The sequence below is a fragment of the Bacteroidia bacterium genome, assembly GCA_041391665.1.
GTDB lineage: Bacteria > Bacteroidota > Bacteroidia > J057 > J057 > JAGQVA01.
The window spans coordinates 2,062,727-2,087,613 of sequence record JAWKNO010000003.1 but is presented as its reverse complement, the minus strand read 5'-3'; the positions used below and the strand labels follow the sequence as shown (position 1 = coordinate 2,087,613).

The following is a 24,887-nucleotide window of genomic DNA, read 5'->3' as shown; positions in this document are numbered from 1 at the left end:
TTATGGAAAAAAGCTGGTATATCTCCCGCAGAAGAATGCTTAAAGGAATGGGTGCGTGTATTGCTCTTCCCCTGCTGGAAGCGATGATTCCGCCCGGGTTTTCTTCCTTCACCGGCGCCAATCTGCCTCCCCGCCGTATGGCCTGTATGTATATGGCCAATGGAGTAAACCCTTATAAATGGACACCTGAAGGATGGGGTTCCAATTTTACTCTTTCCCCGATTCTTCAGCCTTTGAAAAATGTGAAAAGCCAGCTGAATATCCTGGGGCAATTATATAACCGAAACTCCGATACGAGGCAGGAAGGTCATTTTACCAAAACTGCCAACTTCCTCACGTCCATGCGCATTACCAAAACGGTAGATAGTGGTCTGGACTGCGGAGGTGTATCTGTGGATCAGTTGGTTGCCAACCGAATTGGTAAAGAGACCATGTTTCCTTCCCTTCAGTACGGAGTGGACAGAATTGATACCGGTATTTGTAAATCTACGGGCTTTACGCGGTTGTATGGTAGCTCGATTTCCTGGCAGAGCCGCAATCAGCCGTGCGCGAAAGAGATCGATCCCAGGCTCGCATTTGACCGGATTTTCCGCAACTATATCCCCGGCAAACCACCGGTTGCACCTGATCCCAACAAAAAAAGTGTCCTCGACCTGGTTCAGGGTGATGCCCAAAAACTCAACCGGAATCTGGGTGTTTCCGACAGAAATAAACTTTCCGAATATATGGAGTCGATCCGCTCCGTGGAAAAGCGACTGGAAGATCAGCAAAACCTTAAAGACTTTGAGGCGAGAATTACGCCCGACGTAAGGCAAGAACTGGCGCGAATGGACACCCGGATTGATGAATGGGCAGAGTATTCCGAAGGAGTGGACATCACACCCAAAGTGCGCCTGTTGCTGGATATTATGGTGCTGGCATTCCAGAGTGATGCTACGCGTGTTACAACCTTTATGTTTGGCAACTCCGCCAACAACCGCAATTTCTCGTTTTTGGAAGGAGTATTTGATACGCACCATTCGATTTCGCACCATAAGGATGACCCGCGCAACCTCGACCAGTACGAGCGGATCAACCGCTGGCATATGGAGCAGTACGCCTATATGCTCGAAAAGATGGACGCCATCTGTGAAGGAGAGGGCACGTTGCTCGACAATTCGATGGTAATGATCGGTTCGGGCCTTCGCGACGGCAACCGCCATTCCTGCCACAATCTTCCGATTGTGGTAGCCGGCAAAGGCGGCGGGAGGTTGAAAACCGGGCAGAACCTTGAGTTTGCCAAAGATACGCCATTCGCCAACCTGCACCAGACCATGATGAAAGTCATGGGCGTGGACGATGTGAAGTTTGCAGACAGTACGGGAGACTTGTGTGAGATACTGGCGTAAGGTGCAAGGGCCAAAAAACAAACCCCGGCAGGTTCATTCCTCCGGGGTTATTTTTTAGTGGCTAACTTCTTCTTTTGGGAGCAAATCGCCTGGGTTGGGCGGGATTGGTGATGAAGGATAAAAATTTTCCTTCGGCAGGAGAGTTCTGATGATCGCTGATCAGAAAGGCATAGTCAGTCCCCGGAGGGGAATCAGGAAGCAGCGTGTCCTGCGACAAGGGCAGTCTGTCGGACTTAACATTTGAGATTTCCGCATCTGTCAGTTTTCTGGATAAAATCAGCATAGCGTTTTTCGATTCTGCGAAAGTTTTTACCGCTTCAGATTCAGATACGACACGCAGTTGCATGTCATAGTCGTTGCTTACTCCTGCATTGTAAGCATCAACAACTGTACGGGCAGCATCTTCATAAGCAGAAACCGTGACCAGGAGATTTTTGGGCGTATTCGGTTCGTCTTTTGGGAAAAACGAAGAAATACCCCAGTAAATACCAAAGATAATACAAGCGGCTTGTGTAAAAAACAGGTAAGCCAGTGCAGTGTTTTGGGCAGCCCATGCCCAGATCTTTTTCATAGGTATTGTTGTTAGTAGCCTTAGTGGCTTGCTACAATACGATACATGAAATAAAAAGTAAGCCTGTTATGAAAATATAGTTTCAGGGGAGAATTGCCCTGCAAAACTCAATTATTCACCCGCCTTAACTCCTCTTCCCGGGTTCGTTTTTGCTGCGTCACTTTGCCGCCAAAACTTCTCGAATAGCTCAACCTGAAAACCTGATACAAGGCGGTTTCGTCGCGCCAGTCAGATTCACTTTTAATATCGAAAATAAGATTTGTCATTCCTCCAATATAAGTATGCACTTTGAATGTTCTGAACAGATCGGGCAGGTTCAAAGCAATGGTTCCTTTGTCATTTTTGAGTTTCTTGGCCAGGCCAAGATTTACCACCCCAAAACCCGCGATGCGGTTACTTCCATCATAGGAACGCAGGTTTCTCCAACCGGACAATTCCAGTTCTATATCGCCCGGCACTGTAAAATTCTGACTAACATTAAAGGACTGAAACAAATAGGTTTTTGCCGCCACCACTGGTGTATAAGAAATCTGATAATTCCGGAGAGAGCTGGTGCTGCTTACAGACATTTTCCACCAGTGGGTGATCTGGAGAGGGGCATTTAGAAAGAGGGTTATACTTTTACTGTAATCAAGGTTTTGTGGGGAAGAAATGCCGATGTTCTGCTCCTTATTGGTAGTAATCTGGTACCTGAGAATGGGGTTTTTATCGTATTGAAAAATCAGACTGCTACTCAGCCCGGGGATATTATAGTCCAGTTTGATCTGGTCTGTCAGCGTTGGCTTCAAAGAGGGGTTGCCAGAGAAAACAAAGGTTGGATCGTTGTAAAACAGATTGGAAATCAGATCGGTGTAAAGCGGACGGGTAATTCGCCTGCTGTAACCCATGTTAAAGGATTGCCCTTCTTTTAGACCTCTGGTGAAAAGCACTGTGGGAAAGAGGCCAGAGATGCGAAATGGCTCTTTTTCGGTATTGATGTCCCTTCGCCAAAACTCATATCTCAGACCGGCATGCAAACTGTTTTTCTGGCCCAGATTAAACCTGAACTGGCTGTAAGCAGCCATGATCTTTTCTTTACTCAGGATAAGACTTTGGGATCGGGTGTCTGTTTGCCATTTTCCGTTTATCAGGCTTTCAATATTGCTGTCGTTTTTATTGTCAGAGAAACTGATTTTTCCGCCAAACTCTCCTTTTACTGATGAGCCAAAAGACCGCTCATAATCAATTTTGGCTACCCCCACGTGTATATCTGAAAGGCTCTTCCCACGGTTCCCGGTGGTAAATATTTCAGAAGGCGGGAGTAAGGGTTCTCCGTTTTCATCAAAGTAATCGGAATCTATATTGGCCGGATTATCATTGAAATAGCCCAGGGTACTCAGGTCAAGGCTGATTCGATTTCCCTTCCAGTTTTTGTCGAGAAAAATTGAACCTATCAGATTCGCCCTGCGGCTTTCCCCATCAGAGAGACCTTTCATGGCCAGATAACCAAATTCTTCGGTATCCCAGGCTACGTTATTGTTGGATAAATTGTGGTTTTGGGCGAAGGACAAAATCCAGTCTGTACCTAAAGTAACACCGGCTGCCGGCCTGTATTCTGCAGCCAGATTCAGATTATGCCCGTTTTGAAATGCACGACTGAAAGTGGAAAAATCAGCCGTACTGTTGCCACCGAGAATTGCCGGTTTGGAGGAGGTGCCAAAACCAGCAAAACCGGATCGCCGCACGTCTCTCAGATACCCGTAGGTGCCGGTTAAGCTGAATTTGTTCCAGTTTCTCTGGTAATTTATTGAAACAGAAGCCTTCTCCCTGAAGCCGTATCCGGCCATAGTGGTAAAGCCAAACCGACTTTTCTGAGCGGTGTTTTGCAACATGATGATATTGATGATACCGGCACCGCCATCCGCATCATAGCGGGAAGAGGGAGAGGTGATCAACTCCACTTTTTCGATATTATCTGCCAGCGTGTTTTCCAGCAGCGCCATGATTTCGGACTGGCTCATCATTACCCTTCGGCCATTTATCAGTACCGTAACTCCCTTCTGCCCGTTAAGGCTGAATTCATTATTACTTTTATCTGTAATAACGCCGGGTAGCCGCTCCAGTAACTGTAAGGCATTGCTTCCTTTGGTGAGAAGGCTGCTTTGTACATTGACTACTTTTCCCAGAGGCGTCTGCTGGATAATGTCTTTTCTGGCAGAAATTACGACTTCATCCAATGTGGCGGCCTCACTTTCCAGGGTAATCGTTTCCAGATCTGCCTGACCATTTTCACTAAGATTTACAGGTAAACAATTACTGGTTTTGTATCCAATCCTGCTGATCTGGATGTAATAATTTCCAGGAGACCTGTGATGGATCGTGAAATGTCCGGTTTCATTGGTATTCACACCGGTGAGGAAACTGCTGTCTGCAGATTGATACAATAGCACATTGGCAAACGGGATACCCTGTTGCAGATCATCGGCAACGACGCCGCTTATCTGGGCAAAACCGGGAAGACTTATCAAAGTGATAAAGGCTGATAACAGAGACTTGTTCATTTTGCTTTTTGAACAAAATAAAAGCGCTTATTTCCTCTGTGCAGAAAGCATTGACTATCCGCCTGAAAAACTTGACATGCAGCACTTAATTGGTATTTTTCCGTTTATCAATTATTTCAGGCCATTCGTCAATGTTGTGCGGGTTATCTGAAAGTAAACCTTACTTTGGCCGGAATCTCATGATTTCACTCAATGATCGCCTGGTTATACAAATACAAGATTTACCATATCCCGTTCTGGATCTGTTACCACCTCACCTGGCTGGTAATCAATACGGATAGTCTGGAAAATTCATGGGCCTATCTTTTTGGCGGAGAACTGCCTGTAAAATTTATCGGGTATATTATTTTTCAGGCTATGGGCGCCTATTTTAATCTGTATTATCTTATCCCGAAGTTTCTTTCCAGGGGAAAGTTTGGCGTTTATATCCTGCTGCTTTTACTGACCATTTTCGCCTGCTCAGCCCTCATAGCCTCAGGTTATTATTTAAACGCATACCTTTCGGATAAGACATTTGCCCAGCTTTTCGGAAGAGAGCCTTCAGACTTTATGTTTTTCTTCTCAAGGGCAGCCCTGCCTTCGACTTCGGCAAGCATGACGCTGGCCATGAGCGTAAAACTGGCCAAAAACTGGATTCATACCGAGCGGGAAAAAATCACCCTTCAAAAGGAAAATCTTGAATCAGAACTGAAATACCTGAAATCACAGATCAACCCGCATTTTTTGTTTAATACCATCAATTCTATTTATGTACTGATCCACAAAAATCCTGATCTTGCCGCTGAGGCACTGGCTTCATTTTCTGATATGTTGCGATACCAGCTGTATGAGTGCAATGACCCGTTTATTCCCCTTAGAAAGGAGCTTGATTTTATTGAGGGTTTTATCGAACTGGAAAGTCTCAGGCTGCGTGAAGATCAGACCGAACTGACCTTTGATATCAATCAACAGGTGGATCAGGCGGTAATGATTGCCCCTTTTATAATCCTTCCTTTTGTAGAAAATGCATTCAAACATGTCTCTAAAGCAAAAGGTAAAGCTAACTTCATACGGATGCAGCTTGCCTTATGTGAAGCAGAGACTATTTATCTGGAAATTGAAAACAGCAGAGGATCAGGCAGATCTGAAATATCTCCGGGCATCGGACTGTCCAATGTAAAACGAAGGCTGGAACTGCTATATGCCAATAAACATGAACTGATTATTGCTGAAAATCCTGAAGTATTTACTGTTAAACTGAAACTGGAGCTGGCGTGAAAATAAGGTGCATAATCGTAGATGACGAGCCGCTGGCATGTGAGGGACTGGCCCGTCATGTGGCGGTAGTCGATTACCTCGAACTGATAGGAATTGTTCAGAACCCGGTAGAACTTGATCAACTCATGGAGACGGAAAAGCCTGATCTTATTTTTCTGGATATTGAAATGCCCTTTATGACCGGTATTGATTTTCTTAATCTCAGGTCGTCTCTCCCCCCGGTTATTCTTACCACAGCTTATCCTCATTACGCCCTGGAAGCCTTTCAGTTTGATGTGGTAGATTACCTGCTGAAACCCATTACTTTCAACCGGTTTTTCAAGGCGGTAAAAAAAGCGAGGGAATTGTACCTGCTTAAAAAGCAGAAAAATATTGCTGAGTCGGTTCAGTCTGAGCCAGATTACTTTTTTATCAAATGTGACGGCAAATATGAGAAGATAAACACCGCAGAAATCCTGTTTATCCAGTCGCTGCAAAACTATGTGATGATCCACACGGAAAATGGAAAATATATGACGCTGATGCCACTCAAGGCTTTAGAAGAAAACCTGGATCACGATCAGTTTATTCGCGTGCATAAGTCCTTCATTGTTTCCGTATCGAGGATTAATAGTTTTGATAATTCTGAAATAACAATCGGGGAGGAACATATTCCCATAAGCCGGTCAAACAAAGACTGGGTTCATGAAAAGCTGTTGTCAAACAAGCGATTCTCCAAATAACTGCAATCAGGGCCAGGGGCTACTTCTTCAGCCTCACCCCATACACTGGCGGTGGTGTGCCATATTCCAATGCCCCAAGATCAGGCGATTTTCCGGTAAAACCGTCGGTGATATTGGGTAAAACACACCCCGTATCAATGGCATCGGCACCTTTTTTCAGGCGGAAATCGCTGTTCCCCACCGGATAAACAAATCCCTTCCGGGCAGGGTCGGGTTTTTGGACATTTTCGAAAATATCGTAGTCGAGTTCGACCGAATGTGTCTCCCAGCCCATAATATCCTCCACACCGGTCAGTCCGTACATCTCTGTCCAGGTGAGTTCTTTGTCTGCAGCGTGATTGTGTGCAGGGTCAATGGGATACCGCCACCGGTAAGAAATTTTAGCGTCCTTTTTATATCTGTATCCGTTGTAATCAGAAGAAGAATAATTTGTGTATGTAGTAGCACTCATCGCCGCACGGCTGTCTTCAGGGCCCATAAAGAGGTTGTTTCGAAAATGTCCGTTGGAAAATCCGCTGATACTGGTTTCCATACAAAAGGTATTGTTGTAAGTGAAAATTCCCGCCGGGCGAATGGTATATTTCAAAGCTGTACCGGGCACATGGTAGCAGATATTCCGGACAAAATACACCGGCCCGCCAAAAATCGGCTGTGCACTCAGCGCTGCGTGATAGGCATTAAATCCCCGGTTCTCAAATATGCGGATATTGTGTACCCCGCCGTCAGACTCGATAAAGTCATCGGAGGTGTTGAAAATATCATTCCGGTAAATGTCGATAGATACACATTTTTTGTCCTGTCCTTCTTCAGGTAGTCCGTGGGTATCGACGCAGATTCCATCGTGGAAGTACTTGATGCTATTGTGGCAGATCACATGGCTTTGGCCATAGACTTTTACTGCATAGTAGGAAGTCATTGGTGAGGGATTTTCAAATCCGTACCAGCCCATCAGCGTATCGGGGTCGTGGCGCCCGGTCATATAGTTGTCGGCGATGTAGAAGTCCTTCGAATTTTCGCTATGCGTCATTACTGCAATGCCCACGTCTTCGATTTTGCAGCTTTTGACCGTAAGACCACTGCAACCCATGACGTGTTTGAGTCCGGCGTAAAAGGCGATATCAGTATTGCGGATGGTAATTCCTTCGAATAAATGATAATCCGCAGCCATCACATCAAAGAGGCGATAAGCGCCATCTCCGTCAAAAATCACTTCCCCATCACCTGCGGCTTTGATAGTAATCGGCTTCTCTGCTGTTCCTTTCTGAGTCAGGACATATGTCCCGTGAAAATTGAGTGCGAGCGGATCTACATAATTCATCCGGTCGCCTTTGTAAAGGCCAGCGTGAACGAGAATCACATCGCCGGGTTTTACGCGGGGATCGGGCACCAGCCACCAGTCGCCGAGATTGCCTCCGTCATAGTAGGCTTCATTGAGACCAGTAAATGCCGGACTTTCCTTTGGGCCATCATAACCGACCGGATAGACGTGGTAGATATTTCCATGTGGATAGGGCTGCGGTTCTGTTTTGGTGCGAATGGTTACCATTTCTTCTGTTTTCCCTTCCGTACCATCGGGATCGGTTAGGGTAAATCTACATTCGTAGTAGCTGCCAGGTTCAAGATTAAAGATACTTCCGGCAAACATGTGGGGTGTGGTATAAACCCAGCGTTGGTCGTGGCCAAATATTTTTTCACCCCCAATGCGGAGCAAGGGAAGTGCCTCTTTCCAGACGGTTTCGCCCTTGAGGCGATAGGAAACAGCGACTGTGGCGTTTCGGTTTTCGTCGCCATAGACCGGCCACTCAAAGCCGGCACAGATCAATGTAGGCGGTTCCACGACAAAATCGCCCGGTCGGGACTGGTTTTTCAGCAGGGGCGTTTGTGCCCATAGGGTTGCGGGGAAAATGATTCCCGGCAAAATCATTCGGAAGAGGTAGGTGATGAAATTCATATTCCGGCAATTTTTGAGAGAGTAATCAATATAAACAGATCAGCACGAATTCCGGAAAATTTCATAAATAAAAATTGATGTTTAAACATAGAAATTACTATATTGTATCTGCTCATTGGCTATTAGCTTTTAGCCATTAGCCATTAGCCATTAGCCATTAGCCATTAGCTTTTAGCCATTAGCTTTTAGCCATTAGCTTTTAGCCATTAGCCATTAGCCATTAGCCATTAGCCATTAGCTTTTAGCCAATAGCCATTAGCCAATAGCCAATAGCCAATAACCAATAACCAATAACCAATAACCATTAACAACTAGCCCTTATGAACATTGCATCATGGATTGTACAAGGCCTTTTGGCATTGGCTTTTGCCGCCGCAGGGTTTACCAAAACTTTCACTCCGCTTGACCAGTTGGCGACCCAGATGCCCTGGGTGTCAGATGTCGGGTCGTGGGTACCCCGCCTTGCGGGCATTGCCGAACTGCTTGGCGCCATAGGTCTGATTGTGCCTTCGCTTACACGCATCCAGCCCAAAATGACGGTGTATGCCGCATACGGACTGATCGCTGTCATGGTATTGGCTGCTGGACTACATATTTCCAGAGGAGAATATGAAACCGTCCCGGCCAATATTGTTCTCGGTGCGCTGACCGGATTTGTTGCATGGGTGCGCACTTCCAAAGCGCCGATTGCTGCGAAGAGTTGATTTACAGGAAAATAAAAAAAACGCGTCGGGTATTATCACCTGGCGCGTTTTTTATTTGGGTAAATAATTATTTTCTACCGAAAACGAATACCTGCGGCTATACCGATATTTATTAATCTGCTATGGTTGATAAGCTCATCTGTAGACATTTTCTGAAAAATCGTATTAAATGAATAGGCCACATTGGGTTCGACATAAATTTTCCCTGAGCCCGCAAGTGTAGCCTCATAGCCAATGCCAAGGTTTCCGGTTACAAGTGCCGGGGAAAGGCTGTAGGATGAACTGATATCAACATCTGTTTTCGTGCCACACTCATAAAGGCTGAATGTGCCCGAATTATTTATTCTGATCAATGCCTCTGCACCTATCTGAAGATAAAACCGGTTGTCATTTTGGGAAAAAGCAATGCGGTTGGAGATCGGAATACTCATATAGGTAATCGTTTCTTGAATCTGGCCCCAGGAGTTTGTAGAATCAACTCCCTGTGTGCCAATATCACAAGGCAGAATAAAGGTGTAGTCCTTGTGATCAATTCGCTGAATGTTGAGTCCCAATCCTGTTTTTAGCGTGTAATTGGGCGTGATGTCGAAAAAAATATTTCCCGAGACAGCGCCTCCCAACAATGAAGAAGATTTCCCCAGATTGCTATTTGTAAAAATTTCTGATACAACTCTGGGCTGTATTTCCAGTCCAAAACCGACTGGGCGCGACTCCTGACCAAATAGATATGTAGTCATAATAACTAACATAATAGTGATCGTTGCCTTGAGTGAAATCATAATAAAAATATTAGTAATTGGAGTAGTGAAGCGGCAATTAGGGGGATACTCCCTAATAATACGATACTAAAAAAATTACCCTGGCAAAAAAATTTTATCAGACCCGCTATATTTTGCGTCTACGCCACATTTTTCGTACCCCAATCCCTATAAGTCCCAAAATAATGACACTCAAAATGCTGAGTCCAATGTTCCCAGGCATACCAGATTTTTCGATAGCCACCTCCCCACCCTCGCCAATCAACACATATCCCGCCCAGAAATAGGGGTGGCAATGATAATCGTCTGACCTCTGGAGCCATTCCTGGCGGGCTTTCCGGAGGGCTGTGGCTGACGCATCTTTTTGGGCAAGAAACCGGAAAAAATCGGTGGTCAGCGTCGCTCCTGCCTGGTCATCGGCAGGCCAGAGGGTGGAAAGAATATTGCTACTCCCGCTGTACTGAAATGCGCGGGCAAGGCTCATGATTCCCTCTCCCTTATGCAACGGTCCCCGACCGGTCTGGCAGGCGCTCAATACCGTCAGCGGACTATTGATCATCAGGCCGTATATTTCCCATATATGCAGAATTCCGTCTTCTCCTGAAAGGCTGTCATTTTCAAAAAATATCCCGGAATCCATCAGATCAGTCTCGTCGGCAATGGCATGTGTCGCAAAATGGAGAATAGCAGGCCGCGTATCCAACGCTTTCAGGGTGGCTTCCTTTGCTTCGGCACCGGTAAGTGCTTTTCCTTTCAAAAGCCGGGCAACTTGTTTTACCTCCTCCTGATTGTGTGTCAGTGGGCTGAAATTTCCCCGGGTTTCTGAGGGCAAACTCTGTGAAAAAGCAGGAGCAAAACCATAGTAGGTAGCCGAATGATGATCTTTCTCGCGATTTTGTTCAAGCCAGATGGATGCAGCATAAGCATACGATACCGTGTATTGTTTTGTGAGGAAATCCCAGTTGCGAAAGGTCGTATCTGCCGGATTTGTAAGCGGAAGACTCTCAAAAGGCAGATACCCCAGTTCGCCGTCAGGAATAATCAGCAGCCGCGAAAAATCATCTGACAGACCTGGCAGAAGAGTCTGTGCAAGGTGAAGAGAGACTGCTGCCATGGGGGCAACCGGCTCTTTTTCGGATGGCGGATGGCCGATAAAATCCAGCCAGTTTTTAAGTTCCTGCCGTAATTGTATCGTATTATCCACCCGAAAAAACTTCATATCATTTCCTTGGATGCGGAAAATAAATATATAATGCCCGCCACTGAAATAGCTGTATACCGCCTGCCCGGGGAGCAATTGTGCCATAACTTCTTTGGCTCCCGGTACATTTTCGGAAAATTTCAGTTTATAATATTCGGGGTACTGTTGTTCCATATCCAGAAGAAAGTTCCGGTAAGATTGATTGATCTCAAATCTCCGGTTTTTCAGGCCTTCTGCATAATCGGGGTCGTCTCCGGCGGTGTGGATCGCTCCATCGAGTGCAGCCAGGCGTTGCCTGAAATATTGTTCTTTTTCAATCAGCGAATCGGGTACTCCGGCAAAGTGAAGTGCACGGATTCCGCGGAGATGGTCGCGAAGAATGCCTGATTTGCTTTTTTCAGCGATCTGGAAGGCCCAATCAGCATATGTCTGGTCATCGGTAAGCTTACTAAGTTGCCATGCAGCATTGAGCGCCATTTCATATACCGGCAATTCGTCTCTCACCGCATATCTGCCCGAGCCGGGTGATTCGTAGTAATGCCGAAGGCTGTCGCCTATACTAAACAACACCTCGGCACTCGCAAGTGCGGCTTTAAGGCCATTTATATCCCCTGTTTTTTCGGCAAAAAAGACCTGCGTTTCCGACCGGGAGACCAACCATTCGCGGAGGGACTGATTTTGCCAGTGATTGCGCGCCCCTATGTCAGTAGATGATTGGAAGGGAAGTTCGGGAACAAGTACAGTCCAGGCAATCTGATGATATTTCAGGGCAGAATCTGGCTGATTTTCTTTTCGCCACAGATTCGCGATACAGACCAGTGTTTTGGCTTCATCAAAGGCATTCCCATTGGCTCTGTAAACCGCTACAGCCTGATGATATAGTTGTAATGCGCGGGATTTTTCCCCCATTTTTTCCCTGGTTTCTCCCATGAGGAAGAGTCCGTGGCCTTTTCTCAGGGCTTTTTCTCCTTCGTGTTTCCGGGCGAGATTATACACTTTTTCATAGGCATAAAGGGCCGAATCGTATTTTTCAGCCTGTGAATACAGATTTCCCTCCTGCATATAATCGGTAATCAGTTCGGGGTGATCTTTGCCAAAAATCGATTGATTGATCTGTATGGATTGTCTGATTGACCTGATCGCATTTTCACTCTGGTTGATTTCCCGGAAAATAAGGCTTCGGTTAAGCGCAATATAAGCGCGGCTTTCCGGAGCCATGCCGGGAAACCGGTTGAGCCAAATTTCGGCTTGTTCGAAATAACTCAGCGCGGCTTCATAATCACCTACTGCGATAAGTGTAGAACCCATGTTGAGGAGAGCATTGAGGTGGGGAGAAGGTTGGAGCCGGTCGATTCCCTCTAAAACCTCTCTGTGGTATTCCAGCGATTTCCAGAAAAGGCCCAGTTCGCTGTAAAGCACACCGATATTGGTTTTTACCTGAAGGACATCGGGGTGATCGGGGCCAAGTTTTTTGCTCAGGAGGTTGACAGCGGTCAGAAAGTTTTCCAGAGCGGGTTCGTATTCACTGAGGTACATCTGCATGATTGCCAGGGTATTGTGGCAAACTGCGACAGGCATCTGGTCCTTTTTTGAAGACTGATTATACAATCCCAGCGCTTTTTCAACAAAACCCAGTGCGTTCCTGTACTCGCCCAGGTAAAAATTGGCCTGACCAAGCCCCTCATATACTGTAGCGCGGATGGAGTCGCCTTTCGGGGGCAGCTTTTCACAATCTGCTGCGAGTTGCTGGTATCGGGTTGCGGCTCCGGAGATATCGCCTGTCGCCATGTCTAGGTAGGCGCGTTCTTTTCGGGCAAAAAGGATGAAGGGAGTAAGCGGGTCGAAAACACCTGAAAGGGCAATCACACTGTCAAGGGTGGCTGTTGCTGCCTCAACCTGCATTTGACGGGTGAGATACACGCCTGCAAACTGCATGGACTGTGCCCATAGCCGCTGGTTGTTTTCGATTTTTGCCTGGGACTGGGCTTTGCGAAAAAATGTATAGGCACTATCATACTGCCCTGCAATCCAGCGTTTTTGGCCTTGCTTATAAAAGATTTCAGCTTCTCCGCCCGAAGGTTTTTGCCCGGAAAGCAGAAGAAATACAACCATTCCCACGGAAAGAAGGATCAAATGAGCAGCACTGATTTTTCGGACTTCCATAAAAAATATGAAGACTTTGTTCTAACGACTGGTTGGGGGAAGCATCTTTTTCCTGAATATCAGGATTATAAATGTGGCAGACAACAGTATGCCCGCATAAACCAACCAATTCGCCCCAAACCCGCTGCTCTTTATGTTTACGTTTCCGCCATTTCCGATGAGCACATATCCCGCCCAGAAATAGGGGTGGCAGTGGTAGTTGTCTGATTTGTCCAGCCAATTCGTTTTTGCCTGCTTTAGTGCATATTCCAAAAATATACCTTTAGCGATCCCCTGAAAAAAGGAGGTGGTAATTTCTGCACCAGCCTGATCGTCGGTTTGCCAAAGGGTGGTGAGTACATTTCTGCTGCCGCTATATTGAAATGCCCGTGCCAGGCTCATGATTCCTTCTCCTCTTTGCAAAGGGCCGTCGCCTGTCTGGCAGGCACTGAGCACGGTAAGCGGGCTGTTGAGGTCTAATCCAAATATTTCCCAAACATAGAGGATATTGTCTTCTGCGCTGTCAACCGGCTGCCCGAAGAAGAGTTTTGAGGACATAGGGTTGTTGTCATCGGCCATGGCATGTGTGGCAAAGTGTAGAATATGCGGATCCGTGCCCAGATTTTTTACGGTTGATTCGTTTGCGTAGGTATCTGTCAGTGCCTGGCCATTTAGCAGGCTGGCTACCTGTGTTACTTCGGTCTGATTATATCGCAGTGCACCGGGCATACTCCTTGTACCGGCATAAAGGTCTTCACCAAAAGCAGGCGCAAACCCCAGATATGGAGCCGGATATTCGGAGGCTTCGGCATATTGAAGCCAGATTCCCGCATTGTTGATATACCGGAAAGTAAAAGTGCGGGCGAGAAAAGCCCATTCCCTGTATTCGTCATCATGTTTACTCCCGATGTTTTTCTGCAAGAGTGTTTCAAACGGAAGATAACCCAACTTCCCGTCGGGAATGATCAGGAGGTCTTTTATTTCTGAAGAGAGCCCGGGCAGAAGGATTTGGGTGAGAGATTGTCCTTTTTCAGCGATGGTCCCGGCATGGTCGGACGGAAGCGACCGGATAAAAGTGAGCCATTCCCGGAGCGTTTCGTCTATATTGGGGTCAGTATAAAGCGTCATATACCATTTACCTCCAAAAAACCGGAAGACAAACAGCTTTTTACCCTCCTGAAAATAACTGTAAGTGGCCTGAGTATCTGGGATATTTGCAGCGAATTCGTCAGGGGAAAGCGGCGATGGATATTTGAGGCGGTAGTAACCGGGGTGTTGTTTTTCCAATTTTCGGAGAAAATTGCGATACTCACGGCTGACGCGGTAATAGGCTTCACGGTTTTGGACAACCTGAAGGCTGGCGGTCTCCTCTTCCTCCTGAGAAATATTCATTGAAGCAAGCTGCTGCCGGTATTCCTGTTCCTGTTTCAAAAGGGAGTCTGGTACTCCCGAAAAACGCAGGGCCTGTCTGGTTTGGATATGCGCGCGTAGCTGATCCGATTTCCCCTGTTCTGCCAGTTGGAAAGCCTTCTTTATATAGACTTCCGCTCCCGTTTCCATGTACAGATCATTACAGACCGAAAGGGCCTTTTCCAAAATCCTGCGCTGGTCGGCGGCCTGGGTCAGCCGTGATTCAGACGATTCATAATAATAACGCTGGCTGTCGGTCACGGCAATCCGGGCTTCCAGACAGGCCAGTTGAGCGAGTTGGTAGTCAAACACACCAGATCGACGGTAAAGCGAATCATTCCAATCGGCCATTTCTTCAAACAGTGCTGGCAGAAGCGGATTCCTCCACATACTGTATGTCTGCGAATCGGGAGACAACTGAAAAGGCAGGTCGGGCATGGCGATGTTCCAGGCTCTTTCAAAGTATGAAATACTGGAATCTGCATTCCCTTTACAAAGCCAGGTTACGGCCATCTGCCGATAGGTGTCGACAAGATTCCACTGCGTTCCTCCGGAGATATAAATTTTTTCGGCAGTATGCAGGCTCAGTAGTGCGTCCTCATATTTTTTTGCATTCAACTGCGCCTCTCCCATCGACTCCCATGCCCAGGCTTTGCGCATGGAGAAGGGTTCGAGGTGAATGTCTGCAATGCGAATGGCTTTTTTTTGCGCAGTTATCGCTTCGGCGAAATTTCCCATCAGAAAATAGATCATACCCAGCCGGCTGTAATCCTGTACCAACTGGGAATTGTCCTGCCCAAATACTGCGACATCGGCTTCTATGGACAGGTGAATGTACCGCAGGGCTTCCTGATATCTGCTCAGCCCTTGTAATGCGGCACTACGTGCATAATAAATGCGGTTGAGCCCGTCGGGCTGAAGGTCGGGCCATTCTCGGATAATTGATTCCGCCTGGTCAAGATATTTCAGCGACTCATAGCAGTCGCCTACCGAATTTAATGCTCCTGCATAGTTAAACAGGGTGGCGTATTTAATGGCGGGTTTTACGCTATCGATATAGGGGAGATTTTTCTGAAATTGCTCTACCGCTTTCCAGGGTTGCCCCATCGATTGGTACTGAACGGCAGCATTGCTGCGTACCTGAAGCACATGTGGATGTCCCGGTCGCAACATCCGGGTAAGAATTTCCGCAGCACGCTGATAATGCTGCGCGGATTCATCCTGTCTGTCAATATTGGAGTAAATAATTCCCAATGCATTCTCCACATAGGCAATATCAAGCCGGTTGCCGGATGGGTAGAGCTTTTTTAGCAAATCCAGCGAAAGGTGGCAGTAATGCAGCGCAGAATCATACGCTTCAACATACGAATATGCCTGGCCTCCCCATTGAAATAGTATGGGGCGCAGGGTGTCATCAGGAGGAAGTGCCTTGCAGTCATTGAGAATAACCTGATATTGACTTATACAACTGTCAAATTCTCCGAGACGGGCTGCTATATCGGCGCGTTCGCCGCGCGCCAGGAAAATTTCGTGATGCAGAGGCCCGATCCAATTTGCGAAAGCAATCACACTGTCGAGCGTGGCGATGGCCTGCGTAGTGTACCCATTTCTCGCATAATATTTCCCGATCTGCCGCATGGCCACAATCAGCGAAAAGGTGTCAGCTTCTGTAGTTGCCTGTTTTTGTGCCTGTAAACTCAAAGAAAGTGCCTGGTCAAAATTGCCATCTGCCCAGCTTTTTTGCGAAGCGTGGAGCAGGCCTCTGGCAGTATTTGCACTTTGATCCGACACCTGCCCGGTAAGGAGTAATAAAACCGGAAGATAAAGCAGTGGCCATTTCCCTGAAAAAAAATTTCGCATCGGTGTTAACCTTTCGAAAACCATTTACATAACTGTTAAAAGGCCTCCATATTATCTGTTTCAATCATTAATCCCCCAATCTATGAAAATTCCTTCATTCCTCTCCGCCAGTCTGACTGCTCTGATGATTTTATCTTCATGCGGCATGGAACAGGCTTCTTCCACCTCCTATAACGACTCAATAGATATGAACGGAAATTACACATTTACCAGCGATAATGGCGGAGACGGGGATTTTGTTGCCCTCACCGACCCCAAAGAAAATGCATTTACAATCCTGATGCCCAAAGGCTGGAATTCTCAGGTGAGCATGGAAAGGCCACAGGGCCAAATCCGCAGTTGTGGCGTAGCTACCAGCCCCGACGGAAAAAGCCGGATATTCTTTGGCGACCCCAACCTGCCTCAGTTTATTATGCCCAATTCGCAGACAGCCCAGTTTCTCAGTGGTAATACCGGTTCGCCAATGATTGTGGTTTATAATTATATGCCAGCCGATCAGTTTGCTTCTGACTATGCACAGAGATGTTTTGGAAAAGCTCCCGGCTTCCGGATTCTCAGTGTAACACCCGACCAGGCTTACGCTCAAAAAGCAGCGGAAGAGGCACGGAAACTCGGAATCTCACAAATGCCTGCCATCACTGCCGCCGGTGTCACTTTTGAATTCAACGACAACGGAAAACCCGTCAAAGGGAAAATCAAAGCACTGACTTTCAGGCTGGAATCGGTATGGAATGCAGAAGTAAACGGATTTACTACCACCGGGGACTTCGCAGAGGTTGAAAAAATCCATGAATATGTAGTCAATTCCTATAAAACAAATCCCCAGTGGCGTCAGCAGCAGGATGCACGTCACCAGCAAATCATGCAACAACAGGCGATCAACAGCCAGCAGACCATGCAGCAGATGACCAATGCCCACAACCAGCGCATGCAGAATATGCAGCAAAATTTCAACGCTCACCAGCAGCGCATGCAGGGTATGCAGAGCACGTTTGATAGCCAAAATCAGGCCTGGATGAATAATCAGGCTTCACAAGATCGCAATCATGAACAATTTATTGACTACATTCGGGATGAAAATACTGTTACCAATGGAACACAATCCGGTAAGGTCGAAACGGGGTATAATTATTACTATGTAGATCCCAATACAGGCAATTACATAGGAACCAACGTTCAGGAAAATCCTAACCCGTCTGTGTATCAGGAGTGGAAAAAGAAAAATTAATAACCGATACATTTCTAACCAAAACACTTACTATGAAGTCCAGCCTTTCGCTTTTACTGATCGTTTTTCTGAGTGTCCGGATTTTTGCTCAGACAGGGATTGACGTTCCCGAAATGTCTAACTGCGACAATCTAGTCACTACGTTTCTCAACCAGTTCAACATTCCCGGCGCTACGTTTGCCATGGCAAAAAACGGCAAACTCGTTTATATGCGCGCATTCGGTGATGCCAATCTGGCCAAAACCGAAGACACCCAGCCGTACCACATGTTCCGCATCGCCAGCGTCTCAAAGCCTATTACTGCCATTGCAGTGATGAAGCTGGTACAGGAAGGAAAACTCGGTCTAAGTGATAAGGCGTTTGGAACAGGCGGGCGGCTCGCCAGCCATCCTTACCTCAGCACCGTAACCTACAGCGATGCCCGGATCAATGATATTACGATTAAACAATTACTGGAGCATACCGGAGGCTGGAACCGCGATGTTGACTGCGTGCCGTTTCCCAATCCGCCCTATTCCTGGTCGATCAATAATTGCGACCCGATTGGCTTTCCACTATATGTAACCCAGAAGTATGGCGAAACCAACCCAGTAAGAGAAGAAGTTCTTATACGCTTTCTGATGGAAAACGGGCTGGATTTTACCCCCGGAACCCAATACGCCTATTCCAATATCGGCTATCTTGTCCTCGGGGAAATTATCGAATCCGTAACCGGCAAGTCCTATGAAGACTATCTAAAAGATGAGATCCTCACCCCACTGGGCATTTACGATATGTACATCGGTCATAATCTGCTCAAAGACAAAAGAGAGCGCGAAGCCGAATATTTTGGAAATGGTTATACCGCCCCCAGTGTTTATAATACCGGGCAGAATGTGCCATGGGAATACGGAGGCTGGAATCTCGAAGCCATGGATGCCCACGGTGGCTGGATCGCAACCGCCCGCGACCTGGTGCGCCTTCTGGTTGCCATTGACGGATTTACTACCAAACCCGATATTCTGAATGCTGCCTCCATTAACACCATGACTACCCCATCCTCTGTAAACGCCAACTACGCCAAAGGCTGGCAGGTCAACACGTTCAACAACTGGTGGCATACAGGGGCGCTGGATGGAACAGCCAGTATCTGGGTACGGAGCAGTGGGGGGTATACGTGGGCGGTGATTCTTAACAAACGCATCATCGATGGCACTTCCAATGCATTCTGGTCGGGACTCGACAACCTGCCCTGGAGCTGTATCGGACAGACCACTACCTGGCCTATCCACGACCTGTTTGATTTCCCTTCACAGAACGGCAAAGACTTCGTTTTTACCAGCCTGGGTACGACATCCTTGAAAGTCAGCTGGACCAATGGAAACGGCAGCAAACGGATTCTGGTCGCAAGAGAAGAAGGCAGGGTAAATGCTTTCCCGCTTGACGGCGAAGACTATACCGCAAATGCAACTTTCGGGCAGGGAACCGACCTCGGTAATGGCTGTTTTGTGCTCTACAATGGTCCCGGGTCGGATGAAATCATTACCGGTCTGACCGAAGGCAAAAAATACCACTTCCGCCTGTTTGACTACAACAAAAGCCCTAACACCGGCAACCATGCCCTTTATCAACTGGCAAACTCACCACAGGACAGTGCTACCACAGCAACCAATACCAGCATCGAAGACCTCGCCGACCTGGGGATTCGCTTTTACCCCAATCCTTTCAGCGAAAACGTGCACATCAGCCTCCCATCAACCCAGGTTTGCACCCATATCGAACTCCACAATATGCAGGGACAACTCGTGAAGAGAGTCAAAATAACTGGTACAGAACAGGACATTTACACCGGCGATCTGCCTTCGCAGATTTACATGATTTCCTTCTTCGGAGAAGAAGGCTACCTCGGCAGCGAGCGGCTGCTAAAACAGTAATATTTGTCTCATAGTAACATCTCATCCGAGTAAATTGTAATTCCAGATTGCAATTTACTCGGATGAGTGTTTGTTATTGGCGTCCTTAGGCCCCATTTGTTTATCTTTACCGCCTCTTTCACCCAATTCCCTATGCGCCACTATTCAATTCTTCTCTCTCTTTTTGTCCTCCTGGGCTGTACCAGCCAGCCTTCTGCGCCGCAGACGGTTGTCTCCGATGATATCGAACGATTCTGGACGGCCTATGACAAAATCATTTCCACTCAGGATACCACCCAACAACTCGAATACCTCTCCCAACTCTACCTCGAACCTGGTTCGCCCGGGTTAAAAGCGCTTATGGAGCGCCGGGGTTATACCGCGCAGGACTATCTGGAAGCTATCAGAAATTATCCTTCCTTCTGGGCTTCTGTCAGGAAAAATACGCTCCGCTCAAAAGAATTTGCGGATGAAATCGAAGCCCAAATCGCCCAACTCAAAACCATTTACCCACAACTCAAACCTGCCAAAGTTTATTTTACAATGGGTGCACTTATGACGGGCGGAACCACCCTCGACAGCCTCGTTCTCATCGGCAGCGAAATCGCTATGGCCGATAGTTCTGTCGTAACCGACGAATTCCCCGACTGGCTGGGACAAAACCTCCGCCGGTATTTTGACACTAACCCCATCCATGACGTAGCGCTGCTCAATATCCATGAATACGTCCACACACAGCAGAATACCTACGGATATGACCTCCTTTCCCAGAGTTTGTTTGAAGGGGTAGCAGAATTTGTATCCACAAAAGCCATAGAAAAACCCTCTTCCGCCCCCGCTGTCAACTATGGCAAAAACCATGAAGAACGCGTCAAACAGCGGTTTGTAAAAGAGATGTTTAGCCCCAACTGGGATGACTGGCTGTACAACAATTTTGAAAACGAATTTAAGGTCAGAGATCTGGGGTATTTTGCCGGATACGCCATCTGCGAAAAGTACTATGAAGACGCGGCAGACAAACAGCAGGCGATCCGGGAAATGATTGAGCTGGACTTCGGGAATCAGGAAGCGGTGGAAAATTTTGTTCAGAAGACCGGTTATTTCTCCGAATCGCTGGGTAAGTTAAAGCAGGATTTCACCAGCAACCGCCCGGAAGTCGTAGGTATCCGACCAATTGCTAACGGTGCACAAAACGTTGACCCCACCATCACGGAGATCACCGTTGAATTTTCCGTCCCTATGAGCAAACGCTTCCGTGGATTTGAATACGGCCCACTCGGCGAAGACCATGTGCTGGGTGTACAGGCGTTTAACGGTTTTTCGGAAGACGGTAAAACCGCCACATTTACTGTAAAAATGGAGCCGGGCCAACACTACCAGCTGGAGTTATCGCCCCGGTTCCGGACAGAAGATGGAAGTCCGCTTGAGCCGTATCTGATAGATATTCAGACAAAAAAATAACATCCGGCCAAACCGCCGGGCCAGATCCCGCTATTTTTTATAGATATACCACGCCCACAAAATCAATACAAACTGAATGGGCAGCCGTATCAGGGCGGCTTCATGAGTGCCTACTGCCGGGACCTCTTTAAATACATCCCATATATGCAGGGGTAAAAAAGCCACCATCATCACCAGTATGGCGAGTGTTCCCCATTTCCGAAACCGGGGGATACATGCAGCAGCTCCTGCGGCTATTTCTGCAATTCCTGCCAGGATATTGATCAGTTTCTCCGGTAAAAAATCGGGGATAAAAGCCATGTATATATCCGGATTGACGAAGTGCATGATCCCTGCAAAGATCATAAATCCGCCAAATACAATCGTGAGAATAAGTTTGAGGTAGGCCATCTTTCCGCAATTAATGGTTGAGTAGTTGTCATCTTTTGCGGAAAGATAGTACCTGACCTCCGATACATTGACATTAATTCTTTACAATCTTTTTTGTGAATGTTTGGCCCTCATTATTCCGCATATCAATGAGGTAAATGCCGGCGGGTAAATCCGAAATATTCAGTTGTGATTGATTGTATGGGATTTCCCTTATGATCTTTCCATGAAGATTGAGTAAGCGACCAGACCATGACTGACCAGACGCGTTAATATCAATCATGCCATTTGTTGGATTAGGCGTAAATGAGATAGCCGGATTGGCAAGTATTTCTTCAACCTTGGAAAATGATTCTTTACCATCAATATCAACCTGTCTGATCCGATAGTGTAGAGAACCGGAAGGTACTAAATGATCAACAAATTGATATGATCTTATTTCATTGCTATTACCCGCTGCATCCAGTGTACCTATGCTAAGGAACGTATCATCGCCGGGAGCTTTCCTCTGAATATCGAAATAATCGGTATTGCTTTCCTGTTGCGTAGCCCAGGCTAAATGGATGGACGCATTATCCTGAGATGCCTCAAAATACGCCCATTCAACTGGAAGTCCTGTATCTAAATCGGTAAATGTAAAGGCATTGGTACCAAAAATTATGTTTGAAGCAGGAATAATTCTGATAGTATTAAAACCATAAAACCCACTTCCACTCAGGCTGACACTTGTTGCAACCCCACTCGGCACAGTTACGACTTTACTGCCCAAATCAGTTCCCCGGTAGGTGGAACCACCAGTAAAAGTGAACTCCATATCACTACCATGCTCATGGTAAATCTCCACGCTGGTTATATCCACAGGGTAAGTGGTATTATTTAACGACCTTATAATAAACTCAAGCATTGCCTCAGGGGTAGCACCGCCGGAGGCCGTGTATAACACATAATTTCCGGCAGTCATGGGATAAACCGTTGTACGACCGGTAAAGCTTGGGCTAACCCCCAGAAACATAATGTAGGAACTATTCATGTTAGAAGTAAACGCAGGCGAAACGACCTGCCCGCAGTAGTTATTGGATTTTACAATCCACCCTTCGGCAGTACAGTAAGTATAGCCGCCTGACTGCCCGAGTGCAGGGTTGTTAGAGGTAAACGTAACAGTAGAAGTCTGGCCGAAGGAGGTAAAATAAGAAAAAAGTACAAAGAGCAGGGATGCGAAGGTGCGTTGTTTAGTCAGTTTTACGAAGTGCATAGTGTATGATAATAGAAATTAAAGGAATTGTTTTATTACGATAAATGGTAATTTATTACACGAATACCAGATTATGATATCATTTAAGAACTTCATCTGAATTAACCCAAAATCAGAAATTGGATGAATGATAATCATATATCAAATTGACGCATATCGCGACAGAATAACCTGTGTAAAGGAGACATTTGCTTACAGATGTTTTGGGGCAGGGGCTTTTATACAAAAAAATCGGTTAAAGGTGAATATATTTCCATATGTAGGGATTTTTTTTCAAACAATATTCCCGATAACCGTTATAAATGGGATGTAAAGATCGGGTTATTGTATTTGATAGCTGGTTTTATTTGTAATGGGCTAAAATCCCAACATATTAGGATATCGTGTTTTGTTTTGTCTTCTGCTATGATTCAGCTAAAAACCTTCCCATTCTGTTAACCTTTCACATCTGAGTTACATACCTGTATAAAACCAACTACCACAGGTATATGAACCATATAGCTTCTTTTCTTTTTGCTGCATTGTGTTTGGTAAAACTCATTGTAGCCCAGCCCGGCAGTCTTGATCAGACTTTTGGAAACGCCGGTAGGTTGACAACCGATTTTTACGGCAGAAATGACATGGCAAATGCTCTGAAGATCCTGCCTGATGGACGCATACTGGCTGCAGGTTATACGAGCACTACCAATTTCTCTGATACTGATTTCGCTTTCGCCATGTATCTCCCCGATGGAAGTCTCGATCCTGGTTTTGGTACGGGCGGACTTAACCAGACCAGCATCGGAGGATTTGATGAAATCAAGGCACTTGCCGTACAACCTGATGGGAAAATCCTCGCTGCAGGTACGCGAAAAACCGGCGCTAATTTAGATTTTGCTATTGCACGATATATGCCCAATGCTTCACTTGATAATGAATTTGGGACGTTCTTCGGGGTAACAACCACTAATCTGGGAACCAATCAGGATAAACTGGCGGCAATCGCGCTTCAACCCGATGGAAAGATTTTAGCTGCGGGCGGAGTAGGATCTGGAGATGATGCCAATTTTGTTCTGGTGCGTTACACTTCTTCGGGCCTCCCGGATTCTACTTTTGGTACAAATGGAATTGCGATCACCGATTTTGACGATAAGTATGAAACTGCTTATGCTATGGCAATTCAGTCTGACCGGAAAATCGTTGTGGTTGGCCGTGGCTATCATCTTCTCCCTCCTTATGACGAAGCCTTTGCCGTGGCAAGATATATGCCCGACGGTACATTGGATGCAAGTTTTGGCACTGGCGGAAAACAGACCATCCGGTTTACAGGGTTTGTGGAATGGGCAAATGCAGTAGCTGTATTACCCAGCGGGAAAATCGTTGTTGCTGGACATGCTCATTATCTGGGGCTGCTAAGTTTTGCCATCGCCCGTATGAATCCCGACGGCAGTATGGATCCCACATTTGGAACTAATGGAAGGGCAATATTTAGTCTGGGAAGCTGGTCTCATAACGCGGGTCTTGTCGTGCTTCCCGATGGGAAATACATCATGGGTGGCTTTGGTGCGGCAGGTGAGTTTTCTCTTGTCAGGATTAACACGAATGGCCAACTCGACAGCACATTTACCGATGGCGTACCGAATAATGGAGGGATGGTACTCACATCTTTTGGTTCTGATTTTTCCCAGATCAATGCTCTGGCAGTGCAGGCAGATGGGAAAGTAGTAGCGGCAGGCGGAGCAGGAAATAACTTTGCACTTGCGCGGTATATCACCGACAGCAATGTGGGCATTGATCGCAATCAATTTGAGGTAGGCTCTGTAAAAGTATATCCCAACCCTGTGAAAGAGCAGGCTGTGCTTACTTTTTCGTTGCGTGAACCACAGAGGGTGGAGGTAAGTTTGTTTGATAGTCAGGGAAGGCGGATTTCCATTTATGAGAAACAATCATATCCGGCAGGAAAACACGAGATGAATCTTCATTTCCCGACAGAATTGACCGATGGGCTATATATCGTACAAATCATAACGGGATCGGGACAAACCTTTTTGAAAGTATGGAAATAACGCCATAAAGCCGGACAGGTGCTGAGAGGGCATTATTTTGTGCGGAAAATTCACAGTCGAAGCATTGATCTAAAAAAAATTGCAGATAAGCCCGCAAATCTGTTAACCTTTTACCCCATTAATACATTGCCGGATA

General features: G+C 46.6%; 16 protein-coding genes. 8 read left to right on the top strand and 8 right to left on the bottom strand.

The window, feature by feature from the left end:
• Positions 1-2 precede the first annotated feature (2 nt).
• Positions 3-1,388 carry a DUF1552 domain-containing protein gene (locus R3D00_31200; protein ID MEZ4777683.1) on the top strand — a complete coding sequence of 462 codons (1,386 nt, stop codon included), beginning with the start codon at positions 3-5 and terminating at the stop codon, positions 1,386-1,388.
• Between the two features lie 61 nt (positions 1,389-1,449).
• On the opposite strand, the gene R3D00_31195 is transcribed toward R3D00_31200, so the two are convergent.
• Both R3D00_31195 and R3D00_31190 read right to left on the bottom strand, forming a co-directional pair.
• Positions 1,450-1,959: a hypothetical protein gene (locus R3D00_31195; GenBank protein ID MEZ4777682.1), complete on the bottom strand. Its 510-nt coding sequence runs from the start codon at positions 1,957-1,959 to the stop codon at positions 1,450-1,452.
• 107 nt (positions 1,960-2,066) lie between these two features.
• Positions 2,067-4,499, bottom strand: coding sequence for an outer membrane beta-barrel protein (locus tag R3D00_31190; GenBank protein ID MEZ4777681.1), 2,433 nt, complete (start codon positions 4,497-4,499; stop codon positions 2,067-2,069).
• Between the two features lie 192 nt (positions 4,500-4,691).
• Here R3D00_31190 and R3D00_31185 point away from each other — a divergent pair, with 192 nt between their 5' ends.
• Both R3D00_31185 and R3D00_31180 read left to right on the top strand, forming a co-directional pair.
• Complete coding sequence (locus R3D00_31185; GenBank protein ID MEZ4777680.1) at positions 4,692-5,756, top strand: histidine kinase; 1,065 nt, start codon at positions 4,692-4,694, stop codon at positions 5,754-5,756.
• On the top strand, positions 5,753-6,478 hold the full coding sequence (locus R3D00_31180) for a LytTR family DNA-binding domain-containing protein (protein MEZ4777679.1): 726 nt from the start codon (positions 5,753-5,755) through the stop codon (positions 6,476-6,478). Before R3D00_31185 ends, R3D00_31180 begins: the two co-directional genes overlap by 4 nt.
• A gap of 19 nt (positions 6,479-6,497) precedes the next feature.
• On the opposite strand, the gene R3D00_31175 is transcribed toward R3D00_31180, so the two are convergent.
• On the bottom strand, positions 6,498-8,429 hold the full coding sequence (locus tag R3D00_31175) for a hypothetical protein (GenBank protein ID MEZ4777678.1): 1,932 nt from the start codon (positions 8,427-8,429) through the stop codon (positions 6,498-6,500).
• A gap of 320 nt (positions 8,430-8,749) precedes the next feature.
• On the opposite strand from R3D00_31175, the gene R3D00_31170 reads away from it, so the two are divergent.
• Positions 8,750-9,133 (top strand): DoxX family protein, encoded by a 384-nt coding sequence (locus tag R3D00_31170; GenBank protein MEZ4777677.1) that lies wholly within the window; start codon positions 8,750-8,752, stop codon positions 9,131-9,133.
• Between the two features lie 74 nt (positions 9,134-9,207).
• On the opposite strand, the gene R3D00_31165 is transcribed toward R3D00_31170, so the two are convergent.
• The 3 genes from R3D00_31165 to R3D00_31155 all read right to left on the bottom strand — a co-directional run bounded on the left by R3D00_31165 (position 9,208) and on the right by R3D00_31155 (position 16,504).
• Positions 9,208-9,870, bottom strand: coding sequence for an outer membrane beta-barrel protein (locus R3D00_31165; protein ID MEZ4777676.1), 663 nt, complete (start codon positions 9,868-9,870; stop codon positions 9,208-9,210).
• 148 nt (positions 9,871-10,018) lie between these two features.
• On the bottom strand, positions 10,019-13,255 hold the full coding sequence (locus R3D00_31160) for a CHAT domain-containing tetratricopeptide repeat protein (GenBank protein ID MEZ4777675.1): 3,237 nt from the start codon (positions 13,253-13,255) through the stop codon (positions 10,019-10,021).
• Between the two features lie 21 nt (positions 13,256-13,276).
• Positions 13,277-16,504: a CHAT domain-containing tetratricopeptide repeat protein gene (locus R3D00_31155; GenBank protein MEZ4777674.1), complete on the bottom strand. Its 3,228-nt coding sequence runs from the start codon at positions 16,502-16,504 to the stop codon at positions 13,277-13,279.
• 82 nt (positions 16,505-16,586) lie between these two features.
• Between R3D00_31155 and R3D00_31150 the strand changes: the two genes are divergently transcribed.
• The 3 genes from R3D00_31150 to R3D00_31140 all read left to right on the top strand — a co-directional run bounded on the left by R3D00_31150 (position 16,587) and on the right by R3D00_31140 (position 21,085).
• Entirely contained in the window at positions 16,587-17,732 is a 1,146-nt protein-coding gene (locus tag R3D00_31150) for a hypothetical protein (protein MEZ4777673.1), read from the top strand.
• A gap of 32 nt (positions 17,733-17,764) precedes the next feature.
• Positions 17,765-19,645 carry a serine hydrolase gene (locus tag R3D00_31145; GenBank protein ID MEZ4777672.1) on the top strand — a complete coding sequence of 627 codons (1,881 nt, stop codon included), beginning with the start codon at positions 17,765-17,767 and terminating at the stop codon, positions 19,643-19,645.
• Positions 19,646-19,777: 132 nt separating this feature from the next.
• On the top strand, positions 19,778-21,085 hold the full coding sequence (locus R3D00_31140) for an Ig-like domain-containing protein (GenBank protein ID MEZ4777671.1): 1,308 nt from the start codon (positions 19,778-19,780) through the stop codon (positions 21,083-21,085).
• A gap of 30 nt (positions 21,086-21,115) precedes the next feature.
• Here R3D00_31140 and R3D00_31135 read toward each other — a convergent pair whose 3' ends face one another.
• Positions 21,116-21,475: a hypothetical protein gene (locus R3D00_31135; protein ID MEZ4777670.1), complete on the bottom strand. Its 360-nt coding sequence runs from the start codon at positions 21,473-21,475 to the stop codon at positions 21,116-21,118.
• A gap of 73 nt (positions 21,476-21,548) precedes the next feature.
• Entirely contained in the window at positions 21,549-22,706 is a 1,158-nt protein-coding gene (locus tag R3D00_31130; protein ID MEZ4777669.1) for a T9SS type A sorting domain-containing protein, read from the bottom strand.
• A gap of 488 nt (positions 22,707-23,194) precedes the next feature.
• Between R3D00_31130 and R3D00_31125 the strand changes: the two genes are divergently transcribed.
• Entirely contained in the window at positions 23,195-24,751 is a 1,557-nt protein-coding gene (locus R3D00_31125; GenBank protein MEZ4777668.1) for a T9SS type A sorting domain-containing protein, read from the top strand.
• Positions 24,752-24,887: the final 136 nt, after the last annotated feature.